Origin of the sequence: Phocaeicola salanitronis DSM 18170, from assembly GCF_000190575.1 — a bacterium.
Classification (GTDB): Bacteria; Bacteroidota; Bacteroidia; order Bacteroidales; family Bacteroidaceae; genus Phocaeicola; species Phocaeicola salanitronis.
This window is the reverse complement of record NC_015164.1, coordinates 1,186,239-1,199,334: the sequence shown is the minus strand read 5'-3', so window position 1 is coordinate 1,199,334 and position 13,096 is coordinate 1,186,239. Positions and strand designations below refer to the sequence as shown.

The 13,096-nt window shown below is 51.3% G+C and carries 13 protein-coding genes and 1 pseudogene; 12 read left to right on the top strand and 2 right to left on the bottom strand.

Annotated features, from left to right (window positions below):
* The first annotated feature begins 10 nt into the window (after positions 1-10).
* From BACSA_RS05305 to BACSA_RS05275, 9 genes are all read left to right on the top strand, one after another.
* Complete coding sequence (locus BACSA_RS05305; RefSeq protein WP_140406975.1) at positions 11-253, top strand: hypothetical protein; 243 nt, start codon at positions 11-13, stop codon at positions 251-253.
* A gap of 6 nt (positions 254-259) precedes the next feature.
* Positions 260-472 carry a hypothetical protein gene (locus BACSA_RS05300; protein WP_013617087.1) on the top strand — a complete coding sequence of 71 codons (213 nt, stop codon included), beginning with the start codon at positions 260-262 and terminating at the stop codon, positions 470-472.
* 19 nt (positions 473-491) lie between these two features.
* Positions 492-704, top strand: a complete 213-nt coding sequence (locus BACSA_RS19025) for a hypothetical protein (RefSeq protein WP_013617086.1) — start codon at positions 492-494, stop codon at positions 702-704.
* Between the two features lie 31 nt (positions 705-735).
* Positions 736-1,827, top strand: a complete 1,092-nt coding sequence (locus tag BACSA_RS05295; protein ID WP_013617085.1) for a PRTRC system protein E — start codon at positions 736-738, stop codon at positions 1,825-1,827.
* A gap of 133 nt (positions 1,828-1,960) precedes the next feature.
* Positions 1,961-2,182, top strand: coding sequence for a PRTRC system protein C (locus tag BACSA_RS05290; protein WP_013617084.1), 222 nt, complete (start codon positions 1,961-1,963; stop codon positions 2,180-2,182).
* A gap of 4 nt (positions 2,183-2,186) precedes the next feature.
* On the top strand, positions 2,187-2,372 hold the full coding sequence (locus BACSA_RS19195) for a hypothetical protein (protein ID WP_083802538.1): 186 nt from the start codon (positions 2,187-2,189) through the stop codon (positions 2,370-2,372).
* A 35-nt stretch (positions 2,373-2,407) separates the two neighbouring features.
* On the top strand, positions 2,408-3,340 hold the full coding sequence (locus BACSA_RS05285) for a hypothetical protein (protein WP_083802536.1): 933 nt from the start codon (positions 2,408-2,410) through the stop codon (positions 3,338-3,340).
* A 10-nt stretch (positions 3,341-3,350) separates the two neighbouring features.
* Complete coding sequence (locus BACSA_RS05280) at positions 3,351-4,055, top strand: prokaryotic E2 ligase family D protein (protein WP_013617082.1); 705 nt, start codon at positions 3,351-3,353, stop codon at positions 4,053-4,055.
* The gene (locus BACSA_RS05275) at positions 4,052-4,846 is read left to right on the top strand and encodes a PRTRC system ThiF family protein (RefSeq protein WP_013617081.1); all 795 of its coding nucleotides are present in this window, start codon (positions 4,052-4,054) and stop codon (positions 4,844-4,846) included. Before BACSA_RS05280 ends, BACSA_RS05275 begins: the two co-directional genes overlap by 4 nt.
* Before the next feature lie 235 nt (positions 4,847-5,081).
* Here BACSA_RS05275 and BACSA_RS05270 read toward each other — a convergent pair whose 3' ends face one another.
* Positions 5,082-5,396, bottom strand: coding sequence for a helix-turn-helix domain-containing protein (locus BACSA_RS05270; RefSeq protein WP_013617080.1), 315 nt, complete (start codon positions 5,394-5,396; stop codon positions 5,082-5,084).
* A 434-nt stretch (positions 5,397-5,830) separates the two neighbouring features.
* On the opposite strand from BACSA_RS05270, the gene BACSA_RS05265 reads away from it, so the two are divergent.
* The 3 genes and pseudogenes from BACSA_RS05265 to BACSA_RS20390 all read left to right on the top strand — a co-directional run.
* Positions 5,831-10,093, top strand: coding sequence for a DUF6531 domain-containing protein (locus BACSA_RS05265; protein ID WP_013617079.1), 4,263 nt, complete (start codon positions 5,831-5,833; stop codon positions 10,091-10,093).
* 1 nt (position 10,094) lies between these two features.
* A complete protein-coding gene (locus BACSA_RS05260) occupies positions 10,095-10,529 on the top strand; it encodes a hypothetical protein (RefSeq protein WP_013617078.1) in 435 nt (144 codons plus the stop codon).
* A 167-nt stretch (positions 10,530-10,696) separates the two neighbouring features.
* Positions 10,697-11,366: pseudogene (locus BACSA_RS20390) on the top strand (transposase); the annotation flags it as partial.
* 108 nt (positions 11,367-11,474) lie between these two features.
* Here the strand turns inward: BACSA_RS20390 and tnpC are convergent.
* Positions 11,475-13,094, bottom strand: a complete 1,620-nt coding sequence (tnpC, locus tag BACSA_RS05250) for an IS66 family transposase (protein WP_013617077.1) — start codon at positions 13,092-13,094, stop codon at positions 11,475-11,477.
* Positions 13,095-13,096 lie beyond the last annotated feature (2 nt).

The window sequence follows — 13,096 nt, the reverse complement described above, 5'->3', positions numbered from 1 at the left end:
GATGCAGGCCGTGAGGTCTGCATTTTTTTATTTAGGTGAAAATATTTTTCCGTTTTTACGCAGCAAAGGTAGCGGATTGCTTTTTCCTGCCCAAGGCGAGCCCCCTTGGGGCTTGGTTGGCTGGGAAAAAATCATCCTCGCTTCGCTGCGGTATTTTTTCCCGCCAAGCCTTGTGCAGGAAACTGCCAATCCGCTACCCGGCCTTTGTAAAATCGGGAAAACATACCCCGATGGGGTCATTCACTTAAAATGAAAAGATATGAAAATCAGAATCATCAAATGCATCGGCAGGACGGTCATGGTGCTGTGCCTGTTCATCGGTACATTTCTCCTGCTGAAGAGCGGGATTGTATCCGCAAATATCCTTGTAGCCATCCTGTTGGCTGGAGAAACCATTTCGTTGGCATTCCGTGCCATACGTCTCTTTTTCAAGGCAGCCGTATGGCTGGCCGTATTCGGAATTTTATTGTAACTGTTAAAGCCAAGAACACATGAAGACAATAACAACTGCCCCTTCCGCCCCCGCCATGCCCGTTGCATGGCCGATACCGTATAATCCGTCACGTCCTGTGAAGCGGCGTTTTCCGGACACGGCAGACGAACCGCGTACCATAGGCTATTACCTGGAACCGTTGCGGGACATCGCCTCACGACCGGACAGGGCTGAACTGCTGAAGCTTTTCATGCAGGAAACCATAGAATAAGCCAATTAATAACCTTTTAAATTTTAGATTTATGTTTTTTGAACAGATTTACCAACTGATCAGCACAGGCACTGACCTGAGCATCAACATCCGCAGGATGAATGACAAATTGAATGTGGCGGTCATGCCCCGGAACAACGCCCTGAAAGAGGAACAGCAGCAACACATGGTGCCCCTCGTCCTTAGCGGGACACCTGAGGAACTGGACCGGGAGTTCCTGCAGGCGGTCATGGCACCGGTAAAGAAGGCGCTCGGCATCCTGACGAACCTGGAAGCTTTCGAGAAGGCGGCAGAAAAGACCGCTTCACAGGCCAAACCGGGAAAAACTGTCGAAAAAGAATCCAAAGAAGCCCGTGAAAAACGGGAGAAAATGGAAAAACTGATGAAGAAGGCGGACGATACGGCTGCGGCAAGCAGGTTTTCCGAAGCGCAGACCTGGTTAAAACAGGCACGTCTGCTTGCCACGGCTGATAAACAGAAAGAAATTGACGCCAAGATGCAGGAGATTCAGCGCAAGGCGAATGCCGGAAGTCTCTTCGGAGCGCAGGAAGTCGGGCTTGAACCGCCAGCACAGCAGCCTGTTCCGACTCCTGCTCCGGCACAACAGGCGTCCGCCCAGCCCCATCCGGTCAATGGCAATCCCATACAAAGGACTGATGCCGGACCGATGTCACCTCACGGAGCGGGCAGAAATGCCGCTGTTCCACCGGCATCGGTCGCACAGCCGGCAGCACAACCCATACCTCCGCAGCCGGAATACGGATGGGGAGCGCCGTACGGACAGCAGCCGCAGACAACGCCGCCACAAGGTTTTATCCCTAACGGACAGCCATACCCGCCTTACGGGCAGCCTGTATATCCCCCGTATCCGGGAACCTATCCGTATGTGCAGGCACAGCCGTCTGCCCCCGTACAGACATCGCCGAACCCTCCGGCAGCAGGCAGAACCCCGGATTTTCAACCCCACCCACAGGAGCCGGCAGCCCCTTACAGTTTTGACAAGGAAGATGAAGAGGACCGTGAACTGCTCCGTGAAGACCCTTATGCCGAATACCCGGATTTCCCGGAAGAGAACCGCATGAAGGACGAGGCGCAGCAGGAATTGGAACTGGTGTGCTGTTGACTTCCCGATGTACGGATTAAATCCGCTTATTACACGCAAAGGCTTATGTGTCAGGGTTCAACATCCGGCATCATAAGCCTTTGCCGCAATCATGAATAAATAGCAGTATTAACTTATTAAAAAGATAAAAGATATGGCACTTGAAGTCAAAGGACTCAAAAGAGTATTCAAAATGAAGAAAACAGGCACATACCTTGTTTTGGACGATCCGAACCCGGAAATGGCTCCGGCTGACGTAATGGATTTCTACTCCATGACCTATCCCGAACTGACCACGGCAAACGTACACGGCCCTGTCATAGAGGAGGACTGTGCGGTTTATGAGTTCAAAACGACCACCGGCGTAAAAGGATAAAGGTATGGCAAGAGTAAAACAGACTAATAAGAAGGAGAAACAGGCATGCGTACAGCTTACAGACTACCAGTTGCAGGAATTGGCACGGCAGATCATCTGCGAACTCGAACGGCAGACAGACATCAGCCGGGGGACATTGCGCAGGAGCATAAAGCTCCTGCCGCCACCCGGCACAACAATGGTTTTCTGACGGAACGGCTGCTTCCGGTTGCGCCGGATTATTGCATGGATGAGGACGATGTCACCTGTATAAACCTTACCACACCGGAGTCTTTCGACTACTTGTACCGGTCGGCGGTAAACTACGCCCGTCTGTTGGATGTCCGCCTGCCTTTCCCCAAAAAGAGCCGGAGCCGGTGCCCGAGGCTGGACATCGCCCGGCTTTTTGAGGTGATGGACAACCTGGTCCCTGAATCTGTCAATCTGGAAGTGGTGGAAGGCAGGCTGGCATTCTGCCTCTACCGGCACCACGACTGGCCGGACCACACCCTTTTCTGGCTGCCTTTGGATTTTACCAAGGCACTTTCCACGCCGGTAAGGAGGCTGGTACTTGAATTTATCCGCCGCTTCATGCTGCACCATGGCATGCAGGATTTGAAAGATACATATTACTATGAAATGGCGTGTGACGATTTGGAAAGCCGTCCCGCTTATGACGAGGACATAACACCGCGGGAAGCCAAAGCGTGGAAGAAACTGGTGGAATCCTATGAAAAGGGCGGGATTGACCGGATGCTGAAACGTATCTGGAAACGTCCGTTCTGTTCCGGCTTCTTCAGGAAACTGACAGAACATTGCCCGGAAAGGGAGAATGAACGGGGCTTGTTGGCGCTCGTAAAGGAAGGCATGGCTTTCATCGGCAAAGCCGTGCCTTCCATCATGTCCTACCAGTACGACTGGGCATATGAGGAGGAACCGGATTTCCGGCCCGTCCCATTGTATGAACAGGTCATGCTGGTCTATTCCATCCGTGACGTGCTGACGGAAGATATGATGGAGATTTTTAACTCGGACCAGCGGGAAACGTACTGCCTTTCCCCTGTCACCCGTATGCTGTTGTCTCCCGAAACGGACAGGCTATTTAGCATGGATGACTTTCCCGAACGCTTCGCCCGGTGGTTCGGGAAGTTTACAGAATATATTGAACGACATTTTTAACTGAAAGAAAATGAATGAACTGACAACCAGATTGCAGGAAATCATGGTGCCGAAAGCGGCACTCATCGCTTATGCGTATGATTCCAATACTTACAGAAGCAATGACAAATACCATCTTGAACTGCGTCCCATCAGTCCCGACGGACGTATGGGAGCTGCCATTCCCGTCAGCCACGAATTTATCGGGGCTTTGGCGGACAACTATTCCGCTGATATATGCCGTATTCCGTACGGGAGGATTCCGCCGAACCTGCTGGAGTGCAATTCCCGGAAAGGGCATGAGAAGTATGTCTGGTACAACCCTCCGGGAAGGCACCGGATGTTTTTCACCGGAGGTCTGAACATCGCTGACGGGGAGTTCAATCTTCCGGGAGTTGTCTACAAGGTGGAAAAGGAACAGATGGATATCTACGCATTCAAGGGGGACAGGCCGGAAGAAAGGACGGAGCTTTACCGGGCACCGTTCTTCAACGTCACACAAAGCAAGGTCTGCCTGGGCAGCACCTCGCTGGACGTTCCGCAGAACCCGACCTATGCCGATTGGCTGGCATATTGGGAAAAGCGTTTCTGGACAAGCGAGTTTTCCCATTTAGGAGGGAAAGTCAACCCAACCAGGAGCAACCTGGTCATCGTCACCGAGAATGCCCGCAACGCTCCCTTCAACGAAGAGGAGCTGCAACCGTTAAATATCAAATTGAAAGATTTATTGTCATGAAGAAGAAAAAAATACATTATACCGAGAATTACCTGCTTTCTCCGCACCACCCGGTCAGCGTCATCGTCATCGGTGCCGGCGGTACAGGGTCACAGGTCATCACCTCATTAGCCCGTATGGACAGGGCCTTGCAGGCATTGGGGCATCCGGGGCTTTATGTTACCGTTTACGACCCTGATGCCGTGTCCGAATCCAACATCGGACGCCAGTTGTTTTCCGAGCCGGAAATCGGCCTGAACAAGGCGGTCGCGCTCGTCACCCGGATCAACCGTTTTTTCGGCACGGCATGGACAGCGGAACCCCGCCGTTATCCGATGCCTGAAACAGGGAAGAGAAAGAACCGTACGGCGAATATCATCATCACCTGTACCGATAATGTACGTTCCAGGCTTACGCTCTGGCGGTTTCTGAAACCTTTCAGGGACAGTGTCCATATCAATGAGACCACTCCGATTTACTGGATGGATTTCGGCAATGCCCGCACCACCGGGCAGGTACTGGTCGGTACCGTGCGCAACAAGATTTACCAACCCGCTTCGGAACAGTACCAACCTACACCGCACCTGAATGTCATTACTGAAGAGGTCAGCTATTCCACGATTGACGAGAAGGACTCCGGCCCGAGCTGTTCGCTGGCGGAAGCCCTGGAAAAGCAGGACCTTTTTATTAATTCCATGCTGGCACAGGCCGGTTGCGCATTGCTGTGGAAGATGATCCGGGAAGGACGTACATTCTATCGGGGGCTCTATCTCAATCTGGACACGATGCGCATGACTGCCGTCCCGGTTTGAGTACTGGGGCCTTTGGCATAATAAGAGAGCCGTATCAACATGCTGTTTTTGAGCAATGATACGGCTCTCTTGAATGAAGCATCCACATCTGAAACTGTTTTGAATTTATAGCCTGGAGTATACGCGAAAACGGTTGTCCAGGTCAAGGAAAGTTTTTGTAGAAATTCAAAACGGTCTCTCTCTATCTATCTCTATCTATATATCTTCACTCTTACAAATCGCATCCAGTCTGTGACTAGCCCTTTTCAGGTTTCATGGTTTTCCCTTTCTGCCGGCTTTTGATGAAATCCCGTACTTCCGAAGCAAGGTAAAGTGTCCGCCCGTTGTCATCCACACAATAATAAGGTATTTTCCCTTTTTCCCGGTAGCGTGCCAAGGTCCGTTGCGACACGCCAAGCAGTTCCGCCAAGTCCACATTGTCCAGAAACTGGTCTCCGTCCAGGCAGTCCCGTTGCCGGTTCATGCGTTCCAGCTTCTTTTCGATACGCGCAAATCCTTCCGCCATCGTATTAATCATCTTTTCCAGCAGTTCATCGTCTATATAAGGCATAGTTATTCCTCCATGTTTTTATAAGTGATACAATAATCACCCCTTCCGTGCGCACATGAGGAGTATATGGCTATAATAGTGAAAATAGTGTGCCATGGAAATCCCTTGGAACGGTTATCCTTTCTTTTCCGTTTGATATACAATAAATTACAAGATCTGGATTTTGCCATCTATAATAAAAGTGTAAACCTGTAGTCTGTAAACCCTTTACAGTATTTACAGTCTGGAGGTTTACACTTTACTGTCTTTCAATCCTTTTCTTTAATTTGCACTTTTATAAAATGCAGTTGAAAGGTGTATTGAAAGATGTTACATAACATCAATAAATAATTGGTCTATATTTCTTTATCCCAAATTTAAGATTTATATTTGCGCATATTATACCGATTAGTCGGTTTGTTTTTAGATAATAATGTAATGTAGAGTATAAAAATATGTCCGTTATTTCTTCTTCAGGTTTGCCAGCTTCCGGAAGTTCGAGCCTTGTGCGGGGCTTTTCCGACCTTTTCACGGCCTCGAAAGCGGCTCTGGACAAGCTCCAGTCAGGTCTGGCAGGAGCTCTTCCTTCCGTGCCGGGCATGCCTGTGGCCAAGTTCGGCGACCTGTCCGTAGGGATCGACACGCACCCCACGGTCACGCCGCCTTCCCCCGTCATGCCCGTGCCGCACGTGGGCAAGGTGTACGACCTCCTGGCCGACCTCATGGCAAGCCTGGCAACGGCCATCCCCCCGTCCGCGGGCGGCGTGGCAGGCGTGGCGGGCAGCATACTCAAGGGCATGGCCCCGTCCGTGAAGGTCCACGGCCAGTGGATCGCCCAGGCGGGCATCGGCATCGTGCACCTGCCGGCCTACGTCCTGCATTCCGCCCCGCTGGTCAGCGGCATGTCCGAGTCCGAGATGTGGATGGGCAGCTCTACGGTACTGGCGGACGGCGCCCCCTGTTCCGCCCTGACGCATCCGGCCCTCTCCTGCAACATAGTGGGAATACCGACCGTCCCCCGCAAGGGCAAGCCCAAGAAGGTAAGCAAGGCGCTGATGGCCCCCACCTCCATGCTGTCCACCATCACTTCGGCGGGCAAGCCGGTGCTTGTCGGAGGCCCGCCGACCATCGACATGTTCGCCCTGGCCCTGAAATTCGGCCTCAAGGGACTGGGGAAACTGTGGAAAAAGCTGGGCGACAAGTTCCAGGCACTGATTGACAGGCTGAGACAGAAAGGAAAGAACAGGCTGGCGGACATTCTCCAGCCCATCAAGTGCAAGACGTTCGGCGAGCCGGTGGATGCCGCCACAGGCAGGGTGTACCACACCAACGTGGACTTCGAGCTTCCCGGCCCCATCCCCATCGTCTGGGAGCGCACCTATTACAGCGATGCCGCCGTGGACGGGCCGCTGGGCTACAACTGGCACCACAGCTACAACCTGGGCATACGCCGTCTGGAGGAAGAGGCGTTCCTTTTCCGCCACGCCGACGGGCGTGAGTCCTTCCTGCCCGTGCTGGAACCCGGCGGTTCCTATTTCGACCGCAAGGAGCAGCTTCTCTGGACACTCGACGCACAGGGCTACCTGCTCACCGACATCCGGGGGCTCCAATACCGTTTCGGCGGGCCGGAAAACCGTTTCGGATACCGCATGGTGTCGGAGATTTCCACAAAAGACGGGTTCCGCATCCGTTTCGAGTACGCTTCCGCCGGACGCCTGTCGGGCATCATATCCTCCCGCGGCGAACGCCTGAAAGTGGAAACCGACGGGCTGGGCCGTGTATGCTGCGTGTCCATCCGGCAGGACAACGAGGAGGTCAAGCTGGTCCGCTACCGGTACGACGGACGGGGCGACATGGTGGAGACCACCGACGCGCTGGATGTCAGCAAGCATTTCGTCTATGCCGACGGACACCTGCTCGTGCAGCTCACCAACCAGGGAGGCATGTCCTTCCATTGGGAATATGAAGGCAGGGGCGAAAATGCCCGGTGTGTGCATACGTGGGGCGACGGCGGCGTGATGGAATACTTCATCCGCTACGCCAAGGGGTGCACCCGCATCCGCAACGGCGAGGATGCCGAGACCGAATACTACTACGGAGAGGACAGGCTCATCTACAAGATCGCGGATGCCAACGGCGGGATTACCCGCCAGCAGTACAACGGCTATCAGGAGCTGGAGGTCACGGTCAATCCCGAAGGATATACCCGCAAGACGGCCTACAACGAGTTCGGTCAGCCCGTCCGCATCACGGACGAGAACGGCGGGGACACGTTCTTGAATTACGACAAGAACCGCAACCTGACCTCGCTCCGCACACCGGAAGGCAGGGAGCTGTCATGGGACTATGACGAACAGGACCGTGTCGTCAGCCGCACCACGCTCAGCGGGGAGACGGTGGAATACACCTACGACGGCGGAGTCCTGCGCACCATCACCGACGGACAGGGACGGGTTTACACGCTCACCTTCAACGACAGGTACGACCTTGAGTTGTTGCAGTTCCCCAACGGGCTGTTCCGCCGTTGGGAATACGACGGCAGGGGCAGGCTCGTGCAGGCGGTGGACGTGAAAGGCAACGCCACCCGCTACGCCTACGACCGTGCCGACAACCTCATCCGCCTTGAGGAGCCGGACGGCAACGTGCACCGTTTCGAGTACGACGCCATGGGCAACCTGGTCCATGCCGCCGACAACATCCGTGAGGTCAGGTTCACCTACGGTGCTCTGGGCGTGCTGAAAAGCCGCGAGCAGGAGCGTCACCGCATCACCTTCGGCTACAACAGCGAGCTGCAGCTCCGCCGCATCGGGAACGAGGCGGGCGACAACTATTTCTTCGGGCTGGACGGGCTGGGCCAGGTCATTACGGAGACAGGCTTCGACGGCATCCGCCGCGAGTACGAGCGTGACGGGGCGGGACGAGTCACACGGGTGAACCGTCCCGGCGGCAAATGGACCGAATACCTCTACGACGGGCTGGATAACATCCTGAAGGAGGAACAGTACGACGGGGAGGTCTCCCTTTACACGTATGACAAGGACGGCCTGCTCGTCAAGGCACAGAACGCGGAGAACCTGCTGGAGTTCATCCGTGACAGGAAGACAGGACTGGTCACCGGGGAAAAACAGGGAGAATATACCGTCAGCCGCACGTATGACAGCGAAGGAAACTGCACCCGCATCACCAGCAGTCTGGGAGCGGACATCCGCCATACATACGACCGGGAGGGTAACTTGCAGGCCATGCAGTCGGGCGAAGGCTGGCAGGCGTCCTGGGTGCGTGACAACACGGGGCTGGAGGTGCAGCGCACGTTCTCCGGGGGTGTGACCGTCAGGACGGAGCGCGACCGTTTCGGGCGCGAGGTGCGCAAGTCCGTGCGGTCGGGCGGCATCGAGCGCGGGGCGTACCGCTACGAGTGGGGCATCGCTAATCGGTTGCTCGCCAAGGAGAACGAGCTGACGGGAACGGTCATGCGCTACGATTACGACCGTTTCGACTTCCTCATCCGCCAGGAAACGACAGACGGTTCCGAGACGGACGTGATATACCGCGTGCCGGACTTCGTGGGAAACCTCTTTGAAACGCCGGAGAGGAAAGACCGCAAGTACGGTGCGGGAGGCCGGCTGCTGGAAGACCCGAATTGTTTCTACCACTACGACGACGAGGGCAACCTCGTTTTCCGCGAGTTCAAGGAGTTGCAGGACAACGCCGTGACTCATGACCGCAAGCGCCTGGAGAAGGAGCGCGGCATCCGCTGCTTGGCTACGGGCACGGGATGGCTCTACGGGTGGGCGTCCAACGGCATGCTGAAGAAAGTGATACGTCCGGACGGCAGGCCGGTGGAGTTCCGGTATGACGCGTTGGGGCGCCGCACGGCCAAACGGTATTTCGGGAAGGTCACACGCTGGGTGTGGGATGGCAACGTACCGCTGCACGAATGGAGTTACAAAGCCATTGGCTTACAATCGGACGAAGAGGGAAACATCCCTCCCAAAGAACCAGCAGAAGATATTACCACCTGGGTGTTCGAGGCGGGCACGTTTGTACCTGCGGCAAAGATACAGGGCGATAAACAGTATTCCATCGTGTCCGACTACATGGGTACTCCTATCCAGATGTACGACGGGCAGGGAAACAAGACCTGGGAATGTTCTTTGGATATTTACGGCAAAGTCGTTAACTTTGTAGGAAAATTACAATGCGATTGTCCTTTCAGATTCCAAGGACAGTATGCGGATGAAGAAACAGGACTGTACTACAACAGGTTTAGATACTATGATGCAAGTATAGGAAACTATATTTCACAAGATCCAATTGGTTTAGCAGGGAATAATCCAACTATATATGGTTATGTGCTTGATACAAATATTTGGATTGATATTTGGGGATTACACTTGAATTCCAATTCAGCTATTAGCCATTTTGGAATCTATGAAATAAGAATAAAAGATAAATTATATAAAATAGGGAAAGCCGATATGATGCGAATTACAAAATCTTCAGATTTACCAACAAGACTTCATCAGCAAATACGAAAATTAGAAAAAATACATGGCAAAGGCAATGTAGAAGGGTTTATTGTGGAAGATTTAGGTATAACAACAACTTTAGAAGCAAAAAATGCAGAAACGGCACGATTACAATCGTATTACGATAAAACAGGAAAGGTGCCAGAAGGTAATCAAAAAAGTTTCAAACCTAAAAATGGAAATCATTAGTATGAAAATATATTTTGGACAACTTTATATACAAGCGGGGATTTCATTCCCCTTTAGTTCATCATTTCAACGCTTTTTATCTGAAGAAGTGTCTAAATTAGTAGAAATGAGTCCTAAATTTGAACAATCTTATGGAATAGAATATGAATTAATGTTCCGTATATCTGCAAAAAAAGAATCATTAACAAACGAAATATGTGGACCAACTATTTTTAAAAAAGAGAAAGACATTGAATACACTATATTTTTACCTTACAAATTAATAATAAAGCAATCTAACCCTAATAAATGCGCATTAGAGTTTTTGTTTGAAGGGATTTATACAGTTTTAGACTTATATGAAATAAATACATTAAGGCTGAAAATTGAGCAAAATAATATTATAAATAAAATTATATCATCTTCTAATATGTTCAAAGATACATCTGTTTATTAATGATATTTTATAACCTTTATTTTACAGAGGATATTCATTAGATAGTATAAATTAGCTAAATAATTTATACACAAGGTGTTGCGATTGGCTAATTTTTGTATCTTTAGATATTTCCCCGAAAATAAGGTTTGACAGCCAAAACGGGGGGAGAATTTCCCGATTAAGATATGGCTAAGGCACAAAATATTTCCGAAATTCACCCAACTTTGGGGGTTACAGAATTTGATATTCTGGAAAAATATCGCAAGAGTTTTAATGAGAGTGAGCTTGGCAAGCTTCACCCGGTGTTTCCGTTTGAGCGTATGGCAGAATCCGCAGGCCTGTCTGAGCAGCTTCTGGGACGCAGGAGCATTTTTAGTCCTTCTGCAAAGATTGTCCTTATGGTGCTGAAGTCCTATACCGGATTTTCGACACTGTCCAAAATTTTGTGTAAATGGGAACAGGATTCAGTTATAAGTTTCTTCTTATATCTGGATTTTCCGATAGACGGTTGGTGGAACATCTCAACGGAAACATACATTACCAGATGTTCTGCGGAATCATGATAGATCCAGTCTTTCCCATAACCAACTATAAGATAGTCAGCGCAATCCGTAATGAGATAGCATCTCATCTTGACATTGAGTCCATTTAGGAGGTACTTGCCACACACTGGAAACTATATCTTGAGAACCTTCACGTGTGCATGACAGATGCTACTTGCTATGCCATATGCGCTTTCCTACAGACATGAAGCTTCTTTGGGAAAGTCTCGAATGGCTTTACAGGCAAATCTGCCGGCATTGCAGGGAGCTTGGAATAAGACGTCCACGCAACAAATATGCTTATGTTGCAGATGTGTAAGCATCCGATAAAGTACACATTGTAGATTCATAAAACAACAAACTCTTCTTATCAACGAATATAAAGTTGGTAAGAAGAGTTTGCTATTCTATTGTACCTCTATTAGACTTCAATTGGATTTTCGTTGGACTTCTTCAACTTCCAGACATCCGGAAGCAGTTCCCGGATATCTTTGCCGGAATCTTTTTCCTGATAGTATGGAAGTCTGGCAATGACATCGTTCAGCCATTCTCTCGGATTGACTTCCTGTGCCTTGCAGGTGGCAAGCAGTGAACAGATGACCGCTGTATTTTCCGCGGCCTCATGATTCCCGCAGAAGAGGAAGTTCTTTCTTGAGAGCGTCAGAGGACGTATCGCATTTTCAGCCAGATTATTGTCTATCTTTATATTGCCGTCCTTGAGGAAGGCCTTCATTCTTGGCCATAACGGATACGCATGGGAAATGGCCTGTCCCATCCGGCTTTTGGGCGGAACCTTGACATATGTGCCTTCCATCCATTTCTCAAAGGAATCCAACAGGGGGACGGACTGACAGAGCCGCAGTTCACGCCGTTCTTCCGCCGTATATTCCCGGGAGTCGGCAAAGTGTTCTATGCGATATATTTCCTGTATTGTTTTCAAGGCATGTTCTGCCAGGTTTCTGTTCTCCTCCAGAGCCGTCTCAAAATGACGTCTGATATGGGCCAGGCAGGCTATGAGGCACACTCCTTCAGTACCTTCAAATACATTGTAGGCACTGTAACCGTCACTCTGCAGATATCCCTTGAAGTCCTTCAGCAGTTTCCTTATAGTCTGTCCCGAACGGGAACCGTCATCGTAATGGAAAATGACCAGCTTTTCCATGACCGCCCTGACCATCCACAGATACTCCTTGTCGGCCTTCCCCTTTCCCTTGCTGATCACCCTTATGGTGGTCTCGTCCGCCTGAACATATCCGCAGCCGACAACCAGCCGTACCAGCTCGTCATAAAGTGGTCTCAGCAGTTCACACACAGGCTTGAACCAGCCGCTCAGTGTGCTTTCGGAAAGACGGATACCCAGATGGCGGAACTCCTTGACCTGCCTGTAGAATGGAACGTGATATTCGTATTTCTGTAGGAGCATTTCGGCCAGCATGGTGGAACCGGCCAGACATTTGTAAACAGGAGAAGGTGGAAGCGGAGCAATGATTACGCCGCTTTCACCTTCCCTGGGAAGACTCAGGTTGTCTTTCAGTCCATATTTGGGACGGACAGTCTCCTTTACATACAGCCTGCCCGGTTCAAATTCCAGCGTACGGGTACGTTCCTCGCCGATCCGTCTGTAACGGTCCAGATCCACCCGGTCAGGTTCAATCACCACTTCAACTACCGGCAGTCCCTCCAGGAGTTCGCGGTTACGCCGGGATTCCTTCTTCTTTCCATCGGGCTTTGTTTTCGAAGGAACCGCTGCGCTGCTGTCATCTTCCCGGATGTCTTCATCCTGTCCGGTTGCAGGAACGGAATCGAACAGGGAGAGCTGGTTGGGATCCAGGGCTGCCAGCTTCTCACTTCTCCGCCCGAAAAGCTGGCGGTTCAGCCATGCTATCTGTGAAAGCAGTTCCTGTATCTTCCGTTGCAGCGCATCCGTCTGTTCCAGCAGTTTCCCGTTGGATTCGACAAGGGAACGGTTAGTCTCCAGGAGACCGGCTATCTGCTCCTGCTGACTCCTGATTATCTGTTCCATTGTATCCTGCCGAATCATCC

Excerpts from the sequence above, each read along its gene's own strand:
- BACSA_RS05290 (WP_013617084.1), top strand. The coding sequence starts at position 1,961 with ATGGCACTTGAAGTCAAAGGACTCAAAAGAGTATTCAAAATGAAGAAA.
- BACSA_RS05260 (WP_013617078.1), top strand. The coding sequence starts at position 10,095 with ATGAAAATATATTTTGGACAACTTTATATACAAGCGGGGATTTCATTC.
- BACSA_RS05270 (WP_013617080.1), bottom strand. The coding sequence starts at position 5,396 with ATGCCTTATATAGACGATGAACTGCTGGAAAAGATGATTAATACGATG.
- BACSA_RS05285 (WP_083802536.1), top strand. The coding sequence starts at position 2,408 with ATGGATGAGGACGATGTCACCTGTATAAACCTTACCACACCGGAGTCT.
- BACSA_RS05275 (WP_013617081.1), top strand. The coding sequence starts at position 4,052 with ATGAAGAAGAAAAAAATACATTATACCGAGAATTACCTGCTTTCTCCG.
- BACSA_RS05295 (WP_013617085.1), top strand. The coding sequence starts at position 736 with ATGTTTTTTGAACAGATTTACCAACTGATCAGCACAGGCACTGACCTG.
- BACSA_RS19195 (WP_083802538.1), top strand. The coding sequence starts at position 2,187 with ATGGCAAGAGTAAAACAGACTAATAAGAAGGAGAAACAGGCATGCGTA.
- tnpC (WP_013617077.1), bottom strand. The coding sequence starts at position 13,094 with ATGATTCGGCAGGATACAATGGAACAGATAATCAGGAGTCAGCAGGAG.
- BACSA_RS19025 (WP_013617086.1), top strand. The coding sequence starts at position 492 with ATGAAGACAATAACAACTGCCCCTTCCGCCCCCGCCATGCCCGTTGCA.
- BACSA_RS05280 (WP_013617082.1), top strand. The coding sequence starts at position 3,351 with ATGAATGAACTGACAACCAGATTGCAGGAAATCATGGTGCCGAAAGCG.
- BACSA_RS05265 (WP_013617079.1), top strand. The coding sequence starts at position 5,831 with ATGTCCGTTATTTCTTCTTCAGGTTTGCCAGCTTCCGGAAGTTCGAGC.
- BACSA_RS05300 (WP_013617087.1), top strand. The coding sequence starts at position 260 with ATGAAAATCAGAATCATCAAATGCATCGGCAGGACGGTCATGGTGCTG.